This window comes from Kitasatospora sp. GP82 (genome assembly GCF_029892105.1).
Classification (GTDB): domain Bacteria; phylum Actinomycetota; class Actinomycetes; order Streptomycetales; family Streptomycetaceae; genus Kitasatospora.
Map to the genome: position 1 here is coordinate 53,695 of NZ_JARZAJ010000020.1, position 15,666 is coordinate 69,360.

Consider the following 15,666-nt stretch of genomic DNA (forward strand, 5'->3'; position numbering starts at 1 on the left):
CCCCCACCCCTGCCGATCGGCACGGGCACGCCGTTCTGACGGCCCGATCAGTGCCGATCGGCACCTGACTCGGCCAGTGCCCCGAGCCCGAGGCTGGAAGGGCAGACGGAGCAACACGACGAGGAGTCAGGCAGATGCGCATGTTTCGCTGGTTTCGGCACTGGCCGGACTGGTCCGGTTACGTGGCGGCCCTGTGGTCGCTGCTGTACGGAGCGGCCGGGCTGTACTGGGCGCTCGGCGGGGGCGGGTACCCGTTCGCCCGGGTTTCCCCGGAGCGGTCCACGCTGTCGATCCTGGAGCCGAGCCGGGCGGAGGTGGTCGCGCCGGTGATCGCGGTGCTCGGGCTGGCCGGGGCGGTGGCCGGGGTGCTGATGGCCCGGGGCCACGGGCACGGACGGGCCCGGTACGCGCTGCTCGGCTTCGGCTGGCTGCAGGCGGTCACGCTCGCGCTGGTGCTCCCGGACTACACGCTGATCGGCATCCTGGCGCTCTGGCCGGTGCTGCTGGTGTTCGCCTTCACGGGGGTGCCGGGGCCACAGCACACCATCGGCAACGTGCTCTTCTGGCACCGCGACAACCTGGTCATCATCTTCTTCGGCGGTCTGCTCTGGGCCGCCGCGACGCTCGCCTACCAGCGCCGCACCGGGGGGCTGTGCCTGCGCTGCGGCCGGGGCGACCGCGCCGCCGGGCAGTGGGCCAGCCCCGAGTCCGCGCTGCGCTGGGGCCGGTGGGCCGTCCGGGTCGCGGTGGTGTCGACGCTGCCGTACGAGATCACCCGGCTGGCCTGGTACCTCGGCTACCCGCTCGGGATCACCAGCTCGTTCGAGAAGGACATGCAGCGCACCCCGAACCTGCTGACCATCGGGCTCTGCCTCGGCCTCGCCTCGCTGGGCGGCTCGGTGCTCACCCACGGTCTGGTGGCCCGCTGGGGTGAGGTCTGGCCGCGCTGGGTCTGGTGGAAGGCGGGCAAGCCGGTGCACCCGGCCACCGCGATCGTGCCCGCCTCGATCGTGGCGGTGGTGCTGATCCCCGGCGGCCTGATGATGGCCCGGGTGCCCCTCACCGCCGACACCTGGGGGACGACCGGCCCGGGCATCCTGTGGATCGTCTGGGGCGCTGCCCTCGGGGCCGCCACTCTCGCGTACCACCTGCGTCGCCGGAGCACCTGCCGCCAATGCGGGCGCGGGGCCGCAACCGTCGAACCCGTGCGGGTCTGATCATATTTCAGAAAGCTCGCGCCGCACTGATATCGACGCTCCGGCCGCCCCCCTTGTGGTGGCGGCCCCGGCCGCCTCGGCGGCCACCGCCACGCCGTCCGACCCCCAGGCCACCTCGGGCACCGACCAGGTGCTCAACTGACTGTCGCACCTGCCGGGGCGGGCCGGGTACCGGCACTACGGGGTACAGGGCGGCGACTGGGGCTCGGCCATCTCCCGCGAACTCGGCCGCATCCACCCCGAACAGGTCATCGGCGTACACCTGAACCTGATCCCTGGCGCCGCGGCGACCTCCGAGCCCACCGAGGAGGAACTCGCCCAGCTCAGCCCCGCAGAGCGCGAGCGCGCCTGGGCGTCCTGGGGACGGACACAGTCGTGGAACCGCGACCGGCAAGGCTACGCCGACATCCAGTCCACCCGCCCGCAGACCCTCGCCTACGCCCTGACCGATTCCCCGATCGGCCAATTGGCCTGGATCGCGGAGAAGTTCAAAGAGTGGACCGACTCACGTGACCGGCCCGAGTATGCCGTCGACCGCGACCACCTTCTCACCAACGTCATGCTGTACTGGCTCACCGGCACGGCTGGATCGTCCGCCCGCCTCTACTACGAGCGGGCCCACGCAGACTACTGGGGCACGCCGCTGGAACCCTCCGGCACCCCTACCGCAGTGGCATTGTTCCCAGAAGAGAACTTCATCGCCCTGCGCCACATCGCTGCGCGCAGCAACAACATCGTCCGGTGGACGGAGTTCGACCGGGGAGGCCACTTCGCCGCGATGGAGGAGCCCGACCTGCTGATTGACGATATCCGGAACTTCTTCCGCAGCCCGAGCCTCTTGTAGCCCACACCGTCTCCCCAGGTAACCCGTGGCATTAGCGTTCAATGACACCAGCACAGGACCACATTCCGTGCCGCTCTGGCACGCTGGCGTCAGGCATCGCTGGTGGTCGGTGTCGATCCCTCGGTGGCGATGCTCTCTCAGGCCGGGCGGTTCACCCCCTACCTGGACCGCGGCGGCGTGTCCCAGCAGGTGAACGGCAAGCCGTTCCTCGCCCCGGGCGTGGCCAGCGTGCCGGCCTAGCGGACCGCAGGGACGGACAGTCGAAGGCCGGCCCCCGCCACACGCGGGGGCTGGCGGGATCGGATCGGGCGGCTAAGATCTGCGCGACGAGAACGCACGAGCCTCCGCGGATGCCCCGATAGGCGCTTCCACTGCCGCCGTCGGTGCTCGCGAGGCAGTGCGCTGCCTGGCCCGGACGGCGGCGACAAGAGCGCCGGCGCCGGCAGTGACGCTGGCTCCACAGCGGATGCAGGCCCCGCACGCGGGCAGGCCGAAGAATCGTCATTCTGCGGAATTCTGTTTCGGTTCAAGGGAGTTGGGTCGACACATGGGACACAGCTGCTCCAGGTCGGGCGCACCGGCCGAGGTCGAGGAGGTTGTCTTCCCGCCTGGTGGGTGGACCAGCCCGGAGCGCTCGGCCGGGCTCTCCGCGAGAGGGGGTACCGGTGGCCACGGAGACCAGAGGTAGGCACGGGCTCGGTGCCGAGAGCTTCCCCTCCGGTGCGATGTACGGGATGGCGTCCGGGTCACGTGCCGTTCGGGGGCGTGCAGAGCGGCGCAGGACTGCACGGCGCGCGGCGCGCCGGAGGAACCGATCCCTCATGCGTGAGCTGCCGATGATCACGGTGGTGGCACTGGCGATGGCTCTGCTGCTGAAGACCTTCCTGGTGCAGCTTTTCGTGATTCCCTCCGGTTCGATGCAGAACACGATCGACATCGGCGACCGGGTCATAGTGGACAAGTTCACTCCGTGGCTCGGCAGCCAGCCGCAGCGTGGTGACGTGGTGGTGTTCAAGGATCCCGGCGGCTGGCTGGAAGCCGGTCCGCAGAACGCCTCCGACGGACCGGTGCTGCGCGGCGCGAAGGAGGCCTTCTCCTTCGTCGGTCTGCTGCCCTCCGACAACAAGCAGGATCTGATCAAGCGGGTGATCGGGGTCGGCGGCGATACCGTGGCCTGCTGCGACGGCCGCGGCAGGGTCACCGTCAACGGCGTCGCGGTGGACGAGCCCTATCTCGGGCCAGGCAATGCGCCGTCCCGGCAGCCCTTCAACGTAACCGTGCCCAGCGGTCGACTGTGGGTGATGGGCGACCACCGCGACGTGTCCGCCGACTCGCGCTATCACATGAGGAATCCCGGCCAGGGGACCGTTCCGCTGGCGAACGTGGTGGGCCGAGCGGTTGCGATCGCCTGGCCGGTCTCGCGTATCCAGCAACTCGGTGCGCCGGCCTCACTCTCTTCGCTGCCTGCCGCCGCCGGACTTGGGTACGGTCAGCAATCCGCCGGCCGCAATCCGCTCCCGGCACAGCACCACCCCGCCTTGGGCGTGTTGGGCATTGTCCCGTTCCCCGTCCGACGATGGCGGGCATCTCTGCGGCGCGATCTGCCCACCGGGTGAGCATGCCGAGCAGCGGGCTCACGCTGTCGTCGAGCAGGAGGGGACCGTGTCACAAGCACCGACGCTGATCGTCGCGCCGGTGGCGCCGGTCCTCGCGACCGACAACGCCGCCCGTCAAATCCTCCCCACTCCGCCACCGCAGTCCCCGACCTGACGTACCGTCACCACCGGTCTGCGACAGAGCCGCTGGCCCGGACCGACCCCTTCTCGGCAGGCGTACCCTCTCGCCGACCACACGGGACCGCCGACCCCGCCATCGGCGGTTGCCCGGCGCCGCCGCGTGGCCCCGGGCAACCGCCGGCTGCTGAGGTCAGCACAACCTTATGGGTTGGTTAGAGGCTCTTGCATTCCCGCGTTCCCGTATCAAAGTGACCCTACGATCGGTGCCAGCCCTCCCCCGACGGACCGACTCTCCCCGGTCGCCCCGGGTTCTGGGCACGAGTCGGCGAGCAGGGCCGGCGCGTCGATACCACTTCCCCCGCCTCGGCGTACGCGCAGGAAACAACGGAGCCAGAAATCCATGACCCAGATTTCCGACATACTGCCCCCCGTCGAAGTCGAGGGCAATCTGTCGAGCGGTATCCGCGCGCGATTCGGCAAAGTCCTCCTGGTACTGGCGGTAGTTCTTCTTGCCGTGGTGGTATCCATGTTTGCGATGCAACCGGCAGTGGCCGCGACTCCCGTACCGGGTTCCCCCCTGGACGCCTACGACAAGCAGATACCGTACGACATGGGCGTCCACAAGATCGCTCGACTGGCCGCGGTCATCTCCTATGTGCTGATGGTGACCACGGTCGTCCTCGGCATCGTGCTCCGCATGCGCTACTTCCAGCGCAACGTCAACCGCGGCACGGTGTACGGGGCGCACATGACCATCGCCCTCTCAGCGTTGATCTTCGGAGCCCTTCACGGCGTGACCTTCGCGTACCAGCCCGTGTGGGACATCGACACCGCCAGCCTCCTCATCCCGTTCACCGGCGGCCAGCAACGAATTCCCGTCGGCCTCGGCGTCCTAGGCACGGAACTGGCCATCACGGTCGGATGCTCCGTATGGCTGCAACAACGGCTCGGATACAGGCGGTGGCTGAAGTTTCACCAACTCGCCTACGTTGCTTTCGGATTGATCTGGCTGCACATCTTCACCGTCCATCCGGAACCGCGCCACGTCAACCTCGTCGCAATCGGAATCGCGGCAGGATTCCTGTCCTGCCTACTGGCCTTCTTGATCCGAGCCCTCCCCTCCCGGTCAAGGCTCAGCCAGCGGTCCTTCCCGAGTGATTGGGGTACACGCTGATGACCACCCCAGGTGCATGGTCGAACGAACCCTGGTGGCCGCAGGACGAAGAACGCCCGCGGGAACACCAGCCGCTGCAGGGGGCCTACCACACGCCGGAACAGTGGCCGATCACGACTCAACTGCTCCTGGAAGTGGGGACGGAGAGGGTGACCGGCACCCAGCCGGCTCAGCACGAAGATCACCGGGTGGACCGACACCGGCTCCGGACTGCGCCTCCGGCTGGACGACGGCGAGGTGATCGACGCCGACTTCGTCGTGCTGGGACTGGGCAGCGTGCCGCGCACCGAATGGCTGCACGGCAGCGGACTGGACGTCACCGCTGCCCGCACGAAAGAACGTCCGCCGGCCTTTCGTCGCCACCGTGATGGCGGTCACGACGGGCCCCTGCCTCCAGGCCATGCCGACGGCTCCTCCCATGCCCCGGCAAGGCACCGACCCCCGACAACAGCAGTGTCGGGCAACCGTTGCAAAGGGCGTCCGGCAGAGCCCCCGACACCCTTTCTCCGGCATCGACACGACAAGAAGTCAACACATCGTCTTCCCAGTGGAGGAACCCCATATGACATCGCCGCGGATGTCCATCAGGCATCGTTCCCGTGGCCGACGGCGGGCTGTCGCACTCAGCCTCGGCCTCGGTGCCGTTCTCACCGCGGGCGCCGCCCTTCTGGGCGTGTCCTTCGCCGCCACCACACCGGCGGCCCAGCCCAACCCGAACTGCTCCCTCACGGTGCCGGCCGATCCACTCACGGCCCAAGGCCTGGCCACGCCCTACAAGTTGACGGCCACCAATCCGGCCCAAGGAACGTGCCACGAGTCCGATCCCAACCAGTCGGCGTTCGTTCAGGCCACCGTGCTCGACCCGGCCAGCGGCGCCGTCTCCGTCTACAACCCCCTGGTCATCGACCAGGGAACCACCCCGGCCATAGCGCCCGTCCTGCCGACCCTGCCGACGAACGCCGTGGTGGGCATCTGGTTCGGATACAACGGCAACACGCTCTCCCTGCTGGGCCAGACCCGCGCCGGCAGGTGCATTGGCGGCACCCCGAAGGGGCAGGCCTTCGGCCAGTTCGCGTACTGCAACGCCCCGGCCTTCTTCACCGCGGCCAACACGGCGGAGAGGGCGGGAAAACTCACCGTCCCGCCCCTGGGCATCGGCCGCGACGGCAAGGCCTGCCCGACCACCCGCGACTTCGGCCTCGTCGACCAGGACCAGAGCGACAACGTCACGGCCGAGTACCTGGCCACGGCACGGGGCAGGACCGCCCAGAAGACCGCGAAGAACTCCGCCGCCATGGGCAGCGGACGGAGGATGCGGAACACCACCGCGCTGCTCAACGGCAGCGATAACCTGCTGCTGGTCGACTTCGTGGACCCGGCGCTGGGCTGCACCCCGTGGACGGCCCCCAACCTAGCCGACCCCGGCAGCAAGGTCACCTCGCTCGCACTCAACGAACTCCAGGCAGCCAAGTTCCAGACGGCTCCGATCGCGCTGGTCCCGCTCAACGACCCCATGGTGGCCGAGAACAACAAGCAGAGCCTACGGAAGGCCAACCTCTACCGCGCGGGCGTGGACCAGCCCACGATCAGTGCGGCCGCCAACGGCGATCCCAAGGCGTACTGCGCCGACCTCGCCACTGTGGGAGCCCAACGCATCAACCTCGACCAACCGTTCACCGCCAAGGCCCCGTCCCCGGCCGCCGGTCAGAGCCTCTTCGACTTCCTCACCCAGCGCCTCGCTGCCTCGCTCACCAGCCTCGGCTGCCGGCAAGCCCCCCCACCGCCGACCCCGAGCACGAGCACCGTGCCCACCGCCACACCCAGCACGAGCACCGTGCCCACCGCCACACCCAGCACGAGCACCGTGCCCACCGCCACACCCAGCACGACCGCGATGCCCACCGCCACACCCAGCACGAGCACCGTGCCCACCGCCACACCCAGCACGACCGCGATGCCCACCGCCACACCCAGCACGACCGCGATGCCGACGATCCCCGCCGAGCCCAGCACCTCACCCCCCGCCTGCTGCACGCAGTAGGACCCCGGCCGCTGACGGGCCCATCCCACCCAACCGCCTGACCGATCCGTCACCCGCGCCGCGCTCCGGCCGTTCGAAGGTCCGAGCGCGGCGTCGGCCCAGCGAGACAGCCGACCGGACGCCGCCCCGGCCGTGACACCCGCTGTGCCCACGGAGACGGCCTCGCCACCGATCAGGCCGCCCCGTAGAGAGAGGTCATGGGATGTCAACAGACCACCGCCTCGGCTACTCCCACCGCACCCTGTATGCCTGGGGCGCTGACGAGCCGAACCCCACGGCCCAGGCCCGGAGCCGTCTGCACGACGCCCTGACCGACCTGGGTGTTCCCCCGGACACGCTCCAGGACGCCCTGGTCATGGCGAGCGAACTCACCGCCAACGCGCACTGTCATGCCACTACTCCCTGCAGTCTGAAGCTGATACTCACCGAGGCCGCCATTGTCGTCGAGGTCCATGACAGCGACCCCCAGTACCCGGCCCTGTCCATGGGGGCTGACGGTCCTCCCACTTCTGCTGACGACGGCGAGGAGCTCGACGACCCCGTCCTCGCCCTCGCGGAGAGCGGCCGTGGCCTGCAGATCGTTCACGCCCTTTCCCAGGGCCTCTGGGGATTTCGGACGGAACCCCCGGGGAAGGCGGCCTGGTTCGCCCTCACTCGTAGCGTCCTACCCGAAGGACGAGCGGTTTCCCGACTCGGGTCTGACACGGCGTCGGGGAACGCATCGGCGATCACGCCGCAACCGGGCTCCGCACACCGGCCCACGCACCTTCTGGGCCCGTCGGCGCCTTGGTCGTTCAGCAGACTGTCGGCTTCCGGAGCGCAGGAGTGCATGCCCGTGCGACCGGCACCGCCCGGCCGCACCGGCGGGACGAGGCGACGCGGCCGGCCACGCGTCACCGCAGGCGCCCCCGCCCCGCTCGGACCAGCGCTCAGAACCCGACCCCGACCCGTGAACGGACGACGACCGTGAGCCTCGACCACGCCACCTCGCGCCAGGCCGTCCCCACCGACCGCGCCGCACTGCTGGCGCCCCCGAGCGCCGCACTGCCTGGCCGGAAACCGGCGGCCGACAGCGGTGCCCGGCCCGCGAGCCCGGCCGGGCCGATGGAGCGCGAGCCTGCGAAGGTCAACGCCGACGGCGCACGACCGGCTGAGGCCCGACAGCGGGAACAGGCCCTGGAATCGTCCCGACGCGAGCTCATCTCCTGGCTCTCACACGACCTGCGCGCACCACTGGCCGGGCTGCGCGCGATGGCCGAGGCGCTGGAGGACGGGGTCGCCGAAGACCCGCACCGCTACTACGGCCAGATCCGCACCGAGGTGCTCCGCCTCACCCGCATGGTCGACGACCTCTTCGAGCTCTCCCGTATGCAGACCGGCGCGCTGAGCCTCTCACCCTCGCGGGTCTCGGTCTACGACCTGGTCGGCGACGCCATCGTCGGAGCCTCTCCCCTGGCCCGCGAGCGCGGCGTACGGCTGCTGGACGGACACGTCGAACCGGCCCCCGTCCACGTGGACGACCGGGAGATCGCCAGGGTGTTGGCCAACCTGCTGACCAACGCCATCCGCCACACCCCGGCCGAAGGCGTCGTGGCGGTCGCCGCCCACCGGGAGGCACGCGAAGTGGTGCTCTCCGTCACGGACGAGTGCGGCGGCATACCGGAACACGAACTGGCGAGGGTGTTCGACACCGGATGGCGAGGCGGCGGCACCCGGACTGCGGTCTCGTCCCGTCCCACCGGCGTCGTGAACACCGCCGGAGCGGTGGCCGCTTCGTACATGGACGGCCGGGCCGGGCTGGGCCTGGCGATCGTCCGGGGAATCGTGGAGGCGCATGCCGGGCGAGCCAGCGTACGCAACGTCAGCGGCGGTTGCTGCTTCGAGATCGTCCTGCCGGCTGCCGGCCTCTGCGGACATCTGAGCGGCGAGCCACCCGAACGGCACCGGCGAAAGGCACCCGCCAAGAGCATCGGCGGGTAGTCGGAGAAAGCGGAGACAAAGATCGGCGACGGATCGGTCGCCAACGGTCTCGCCACCTCTGTACCGGCCCCGGTCGCGGTCAAGGTCGGCAGCGGCAAGCTGATCACGGGCGGCTGAACGCCTGCTCCGTCGTCAGATACTCGCCCGGGGCGGTCGACGGCTTCGGCCGCCCCGCCCGCCAAGAACCGTCGGGACCGCTGGTCAAGGCCGGGCACCATGCCGCTCTAAGCGGGGACCTTCACCCGCTTGTCGAGCGGTCGGTGACGCGATCACGGCGGGCGCCGCCCCCTCCGGACGCGTCGTTCGCCGCCTCCACGCCGGCAGCCCAGGCGGACCACCAGATCAACGCATCGGCATGTCGTCCATCGGCACCGTGCGTTCCATTGCCGACGATAAGGAGTTGTGTCATGACAGGTGCACACTTTTGCCCACGATGTGGCCAGGCAGAACCAGAGCTGGAACACCATTGCGAACACCGCGACGACGGCCGGGCGGACATGGACACCCATGAACAGCCGTGCCTCCCACCCTACGTGTCCGGCCATAGCACACCCGATGAAGCCGCGTCGGAGTTGGAGACCGCGATTCTCGCGTTCGACGGAGCCTTTCGCCCGGCCGAGCCGACCGAGGAGGAGAGCACGGACAGCCGAGGTAGGGGCACCCGCCGCCGAATCTCGCTGACAGGCGACGGCACTCGGCGGTTTCCGTGGGCTGTCGGCACCATGACCGCCGTGGCACTGATCGCAGCAGCGGTGGTGTCGGTCCAACTCGTCGCGCTGACTGCGCCGGCCACTACCGGGCCGGGCGGGACGGCCATCGCCATGTCCGACGCTCCCACCCCCGAGACCGACTTCACCTTGCCTGCGGCGATGGCGTCTTTCGCCGCGAGTCCCCCGCCGGTCGCTCCCAGTGCGCCGGCCTCTCCCTCGGCGGCCACACCATCATCGGTTCCGTCCACACAACCGGCCGACAGCACACCCATCAGCCAGCCCGCACCGACGGCCACCTACACTCACTCCGTCCCAGCCGTGCTGGTCGATCCGGGATCGGGCCACTGCCTCAACGTCAACACCGCTGACAACAGTGTGGGAATCTGGTCCTGCGACGGCCGTCCGAGCCAGCAGTGGATCGCCACTGCCACTGCGGAACTGCGCACTCAGGGCACCGGACTCTGCCTGGCCCCCGCCTCGGACGCCCACCCCGGTACTCGGGTGATGGTCCGCTCATGCACCGGTTCCGAAAGCCAGAAGTGGACGGCTCAGTCGGACGGAAGCCTGATCAACACCCCGTCCGGCCTGTGCCTGGATGTGCTCAACGGGTACAGGAACAACGGCGCTCCGCTGCAGCTGTGGACCTGCGGGTAGCCCGGCCGATCAGGTCCGCCACCAAGAGACGGCGCGAGGGTGTCCAGCTCGGTTGTGACGACCGAGCTGGACACCCTCGCGCCTGCACTGTCTGCTGACGGCTGGGACTCTGCCGGCCGTTGTCGAGGACCATGGGGTCGTTCAGGAGGACGAAGGCGAGCGGAGGATCGAACCCGCCCTTGATGTTGGGTATCCGGTTCGCCTGGAGCTCATTGAGGGCGAGTGAGGTCGTGTTGTGGCCGGGGTCGGCGAGGTCGGGGGCGGGTCCAGGGGGTGCAGCCGAGCGCCGGGTCCTCGAAGTTGACCAGCAGCAGGTTGTCGCTCCCGTTCAGGAGCGTGGTGCCGCCCTTGAGTGTGGCGGCCTTGGCGGCGTTCCGCTGTCGATGACCAGCAGGTTGTAGACGGAGGCCGCACTGGTGTACGCGTTGTTGTCGATCACTGTGGCCTGGACGAACACCGACTGGTTGGGGTTGGCCCCATGGCAGGGGCCCTGCGTGGGGTCCGTGGCCGTCAGGGTGTAGGGGGTCGCCAGACCCTGGGGGCTGAGCGGACTGGCCGGCACGCTCAACGTGCAGTTCTGGTTGCCGTGCACGGGCAGACCCAGCAGGGACCTGCCGGCCTACCAGTGGTTGCCGAAGACCGTGGTGGAGGGACTCGGCATCGGAACGGTGGTCGGCGTGGTGGTTCGACTCGGGGTGGTGGTCCGACTCGGGGTGGTGGCCGGCGTGGCGGTGGGGCTCGGGGCGCCGGTCGGCACGGTGGTGGGGCTCGGGGCACCCGCTTGCGGGCAGCCGAGGCTGGTGAGCGACGCGGCGAGGCGCCGGGTGAGGAAGTCGAAGAGGCTCCGGCCGGCCTGCGGGGACGGCGCGCTGACGGTGAACTCCTTGTCCAGGTTGATGCGTTGGGTGCCGAAGGTGGCGAGGTTCATGCAGTACGCCTTGAGATCGCCCTTCGCGGCACCGCCGACCGTGGGCGGCTCTCCTCCCGCGGGGGAGGGACCGGTCGTGGCCGGGCTCTGCTGGTTGGCCTCGGCCCCCATGGGGCTCTTGACGGGAACCAGCGCGATGGGCGAGGGCTGGAAGTTGGCTGCCTGGAGTTCGTCGAGGGCGAGTGCGGTGACCTTGTTGCCGGGGTCGGCGAGATCGGGGACGGTCCACGGGGTGCAGCCGAGCGCCGGGTCCTCGAAGTGGACGAGCAGGTAGTTGTCGCGGGCGGCGAGCGGTGCGACGGCTGCGTGGATCAGGCTTCCGCTGTGCAGCCTGCCAGTGTTGTCGGCAGTCTTCTGAGCCGTCCTGCCGTCCGCGGTCGTCACGTACTCGGTGGTGACGTTGCCGCTGCGGTCATGTCCGACCAAGCCCGTGTCGCGGACGGTCGGGCACGGCTCTCCGTCACGGGCGGTGCCCAGCCGTGGCACGGTGAGCCTGCCCGTGTGCTGGGCGGAGGCGGCTGCCGTGAAGAACGCGGGGGCGTTGCAGGAGGCGAACTGACCGCGCGGCTGCGTCGGGGACGGCCCGATGCACTTCCCGGCGGCGGTCTGGCCCGTCAGCTTGAGGGCGGCTCCGTTGAAGCTGAACCAGATGCCGACCACCGCGTCCACCGGCAGTGCGGGGACCACGGGGCTGACGGCGGGCTCGCTCCCCTTGTCGACTACCAGGGGGTTGTAGACGGAGACCGCACCGCTGGCCGGGTCGAGCACGGTGGCCTGGACGAACGCCGCCTGGCCGGAATTGGACTCGCGGCAGGGGCCCTTCTCGGGGTCGGTGGCAGTCAGGGTGTAAGGAGCTGCCAGGCCGCGAGCGGTGAGCGGGTCAGCCGGCACGGCAAGGGTGCAGTTCGGGTTGGCCCGGGCGCCCGGCGGGGCGACGGGAACGGTGTCAGCGAAGGAGACGCTGAGCAGGGACGCGCCGACGGCGAGGATGCCGCCGAAGGTGAGGCTGGCTCTGGTCACCCGGCGACGCCCGGCCGACGAGTGGTGTTTGCCTGACTTTCGAATCATGCGAATTCCTCTGTTCGAGCGGCGGCTGCCTGGAACGCGCGGCAGGAGGCGAGGCGCTGGGCCACGGTTGGTGGCTGGCCGGTCGCTGCTGGTGCATGCGGCGGGAAACCGCGGGAGAATGCCGGTTCGCGGTTCGGAAAGGATCGCCGACGGCACCGATCGTACGGACTCTCCGGGGCTGAAAACCCATGCCGTGAAAGCCCCTAACCAACACATAAGGTTCCACTCATCGACGGCACCGATCCGGTGGCGAAGCAGGACCTGAGGGCCTCCTTAGCGGTGGCGAAAGTTTCCGGGCCGTGGTTCTCCACGAGATCGGCTCGGCCTAGGCTCGGGCTCACCCGGCCGTCGGGAGGGGCCGAGACCGGCCCTCCACCGGAATCCGCCAGACAGCGCCGCCCGCCGTTGGCACCGTGTTCCCACGGCCCGCCTGACACCGTGAGGATGATCCCGTGAACGATCTGACCAAACCGTCGCTCCTGGCCAGCACCGATGGGGGCGCCGAACTCCGCCTCGTACTCCAGCTGGACTGGAGCGACGTCGCCGAACTAGGCCGCCTGGCAAGCAAGTTGGCCGCTAAGCTGCAACGCCCCGTCAGCCTCGACGAGGCGGCGAGCCATCAGCTGAGCAGGCGCCCGGAGGCCAACCAGACCCGGCGCGGCGAGGTCGACTCCGACAAGGACACCCCAGTCAAGAACACCCCGGCGGTGCTTCCGGTCCGCGCAGCCGTCGAGCACTCCCGCCAGGCCATCGGTGCCGCAGGGCGACCGACCGGGCCTGCGCCGGCGGCGGAGTACGCCGCGCAGGCAGCCCGACACGCGACGCCGGCCCCGGCGTGAGCCACCCACGCGCCGGGACGACGTCAGTGATCGTATGAGTGGCACGGCGCCCAAACCGTCGCGAGCAGGATCCCTTCATGAACCCCTAAGGTTCCGCTGAGCTTCCGTCCGATGCTTCCCGGCCCCTGGGCCGGTTGGTCCGGGGCAGCGAGCGCCACGGCCCGGCGCGACCCCGACAACACCGTGAACGGGCTGGCCGCTCCTATCGGTTGGAGACGCTCTGGACCTGCTCGAGAAGTCGGCTACGGTGTGCGCCATGACGTCCGTCCTCGTCGTCGAAGACGATCCCGCGATTCGAACTTCCCTGATAGAGGTCCTCACCAGCCATGGACTTCTGGTGCGTAGTTCTCCCGACGGCTTCGGTGCGCTGCGCGAGATCACCCAGTGGCAGCCGGACGCGGTCGTGCTCGACCTGGGCCTGCCCGACCTGGACGGCGCCGACGCGCTACGGATGATCCGCGGCCTGTCCCAGGTCCCGGTCCTGGTGGCCACCGCCCGCGACGACGAGTCGGAGATCATCAAACTGCTCAACGCGGGAGCCGACGACTACCTGGTCAAGCCCTTCTCCGGCGGGCAGCTCGTAGCCCGCCTGACCGCCGTGCTGCGACGCTCCGCCACTCTCACCGGCGCGCCCGGCGACGTCGGTGCGCCGTGCGGCGCGCCCGATGCGAGCCATGCCCCCATGGTCACCGGCGAGTTGCGGATCGACCCGCTGGCACGAACCGTCCATCTCGCCGGCCGGGAAGTGGGCCTGACGCGCCGCGAGTTCGACCTGCTGGCCTTCCTGGCCCGGAACGCCGGACGGGTCGTCTCCAAGCGACAGCTCCTCGCCGAGGTGTGGCGCCAACCGTACGTGGAGGAGCAGACCGTCGACGTGCACCTGTCCTGCCTGCGCCGAAAGCTGGGCGAACGGGCGTCCCGGCCCCGCTACCTGCACACCGTGCGGGGTGTCGGTGTGAAGCTGGTATCGCCCTCATGAGAGCCACCCTCGCCATGGTCGCTCTGGTGGCAACCTCCATGGTCGCTGTCGCCTTCCTGGTCCCCCTCGCCCTGCTGCTGCGCACCCAGGTGAAGACCCAGGCAACCGTTGTCGCCGAACAGCGGGCCGCGGCGGCGGTACCCGCCCTGGCGTTCTCCGCCCGGCCGACGGACCTGGAACGCGTCGTCGCCCGGTTGGACACGACCGAGCGGCTCGCCATCCATCTGCCGGACGGCCAGGTCATCGGAACCGCCCGCGCGTCCTCGGCGATGGTTGACCGCGCCGTCCGCGATCGGGAGCCCGTGACCGGTGACATCCTCGGCGGATGGGAGTACCTGCAACCTGTGCTCCTGGACCAGGACCGGGTGGCGGTCGTCGAGGAGTTCGTCCCGCAGGCCGAGCTGAGCCGTGGGGTGGCCAGAGCCTGGACCGTCATGTCCCTCCTGGCCGCCTCGCTGGTGCTCGGCTCCGTCCTGGTGGCCGACCGTCTCGCGGCGCGCGTGGTGCGCGCCTCCCGCAGGCTCTCCGAGGCCTCGGCCGCCCTCGGCGCCGGCGAACTGGATGTCCGGGTGGAGCCGACAGGGCCCCCGGAGCTCCGCGCCGCCGGCCTGGCTTTCAACAGCATGGCCGACCACATCACACAGCTCCTGGCGACAGAACGTGAGTTGGTCGCCGATCTGTCCCATCGGCTGAGGACTCCCCTGACGGCGCTGCAGCTCGCGGCCGAACGGATCGGCCCGGTCCAGGGCGCCCCCCGGATGACCGCCGCGATCCACCACCTGGAGTCCGAACTGGACTCGATCATCCTTGCCGCCCGGACTCCCCTGTCCACAAGGTCGATGAGCGCCGACCGCGGCTCGGGGCCGCTGGAGGCCGGGACCGCCCGCCCCGGTCAGCGGTTCAACGAGGCGTGTCAGGTGTCCGACCTGGCCAGGCACCGGGTCAGTTTCTGGTCGGTGCTGGCCGAGCAGCAGGGCCGACTGTGCACGTTCGAGGCGACCGACGAACCGACGCCCGTACGACTGCGGGAGGACGACCTCACCGCCGTCGTCGACGCCTTGGTGGGCAACGTCTTCCGGCACACACCCCAGCGGGCCGGCTTCGCGGTGAGCGTGCAGCGGACGGCACAGAGCGTAGTCCTGGTGGTCGAGGACGCCGGACCCGGTATCGAGGACCCGGCCAACGCGCTGTCCCGCGGCGTCAGCACAGGCGGGTCCACCGGCCTCGGGCTGGACATCGCCCGCAGTGCTGCAGAATCGACCCGAGGCCACGTGCGGGTGCTGCGCAGCGAGTTGGGAGGGGCGCGGGTGGAGGTGGAGCTCGGCCTGGCCTCGGATCCGCGCCGCACCCTCGGCGGGCGCTGGCGCCACCGGCATCGGCGGGCCGCGGAGACCCGACGCCTCAGCCAGTAGGCCTGAGCCCCTGCCGGACGAGCAGCCGGGCGCGGGCGGGTCCGCCTCCGTCGCCGCGCCTTCACGCCATTCGCCCGGGGCGGC

11 protein-coding genes and 1 pseudogene are annotated in these 15,666 nt (G+C 70.0%); 10 read left to right on the forward strand and 2 right to left on the reverse strand.

What is annotated here, in order from left to right; genetic code table 11:
* Positions 1 to 134: 134 nt before the first annotated feature.
* The 7 genes and pseudogenes from P3T39_RS22045 (at position 135) to P3T39_RS22075 (ending at position 10,356) form a co-directional block, all read left to right on the forward strand.
* Complete coding sequence (locus tag P3T39_RS22045; RefSeq protein WP_280700196.1) at positions 135 to 1,217, forward strand: NYN domain-containing protein; 1,083 nt, start codon at positions 135 to 137, stop codon at positions 1,215 to 1,217.
* Positions 1,218 to 1,377: 160 nt separating this feature from the next.
* Positions 1,378 to 2,061, forward strand: a pseudogene (locus tag P3T39_RS22050) (alpha/beta hydrolase); the annotation flags it as partial.
* Between the two features lie 725 nt (positions 2,062 to 2,786).
* Positions 2,787 to 3,677 carry a signal peptidase I gene (lepB, locus tag P3T39_RS22055; RefSeq protein WP_280700261.1) on the forward strand — a complete coding sequence of 297 codons (891 nt, stop codon included), beginning with the start codon at positions 2,787 to 2,789 and terminating at the stop codon, positions 3,675 to 3,677.
* 520 nt (positions 3,678 to 4,197) lie between these two features.
* Complete coding sequence (locus tag P3T39_RS22060) at positions 4,198 to 4,971, forward strand: ferric reductase-like transmembrane domain-containing protein (RefSeq protein WP_280700197.1); 774 nt, start codon at positions 4,198 to 4,200, stop codon at positions 4,969 to 4,971.
* Positions 4,972 to 5,548: 577 nt separating this feature from the next.
* A complete protein-coding gene (locus P3T39_RS22065; RefSeq protein ID WP_280700198.1) occupies positions 5,549 to 7,012 on the forward strand; it encodes a hypothetical protein in 1,464 nt (487 codons plus the stop codon).
* 966 nt (positions 7,013 to 7,978) lie between these two features.
* A complete protein-coding gene (locus tag P3T39_RS22070; protein ID WP_280700199.1) occupies positions 7,979 to 8,992 on the forward strand; it encodes a HAMP domain-containing sensor histidine kinase in 1,014 nt (337 codons plus the stop codon).
* A gap of 731 nt (positions 8,993 to 9,723) precedes the next feature.
* Positions 9,724 to 10,356: an RICIN domain-containing protein gene (locus P3T39_RS22075; RefSeq protein WP_280700200.1), complete on the forward strand. Its 633-nt coding sequence runs from the start codon at positions 9,724 to 9,726 to the stop codon at positions 10,354 to 10,356.
* A gap of 328 nt (positions 10,357 to 10,684) precedes the next feature.
* Here the strand turns inward: P3T39_RS22075 and P3T39_RS22080 are convergent, their stop codons facing one another.
* Together P3T39_RS22080 and P3T39_RS22085 are read right to left on the reverse strand one after the other, a co-directional pair.
* Positions 10,685 to 10,948, reverse strand: coding sequence for a hypothetical protein (locus P3T39_RS22080; protein WP_280700201.1), 264 nt, complete (start codon positions 10,946 to 10,948; stop codon positions 10,685 to 10,687).
* A gap of 27 nt (positions 10,949 to 10,975) precedes the next feature.
* Entirely contained in the window at positions 10,976 to 12,304 is a 1,329-nt protein-coding gene (locus P3T39_RS22085) for a hypothetical protein (protein WP_280700202.1), read from the reverse strand.
* A 500-nt stretch (positions 12,305 to 12,804) separates the two neighbouring features.
* On the opposite strand from P3T39_RS22085, the gene P3T39_RS22090 reads away from it, so the two are divergent.
* The 3 genes from P3T39_RS22090 (at position 12,805) to P3T39_RS22100 (ending at position 15,582) form a co-directional block, all read left to right on the forward strand.
* Positions 12,805 to 13,191 carry a hypothetical protein gene (locus P3T39_RS22090; RefSeq protein ID WP_280700203.1) on the forward strand — a complete coding sequence of 129 codons (387 nt, stop codon included), beginning with the start codon at positions 12,805 to 12,807 and terminating at the stop codon, positions 13,189 to 13,191.
* Between the two features lie 256 nt (positions 13,192 to 13,447).
* A complete protein-coding gene (locus tag P3T39_RS22095; protein ID WP_280700204.1) occupies positions 13,448 to 14,170 on the forward strand; it encodes a response regulator transcription factor in 723 nt (240 codons plus the stop codon).
* On the forward strand, positions 14,167 to 15,582 hold the full coding sequence (locus P3T39_RS22100; RefSeq protein WP_280700205.1) for a HAMP domain-containing sensor histidine kinase: 1,416 nt from the start codon (positions 14,167 to 14,169) through the stop codon (positions 15,580 to 15,582). Before P3T39_RS22095 ends, P3T39_RS22100 begins: the two co-directional genes overlap by 4 nt.
* Positions 15,583 to 15,666 lie beyond the last annotated feature (84 nt).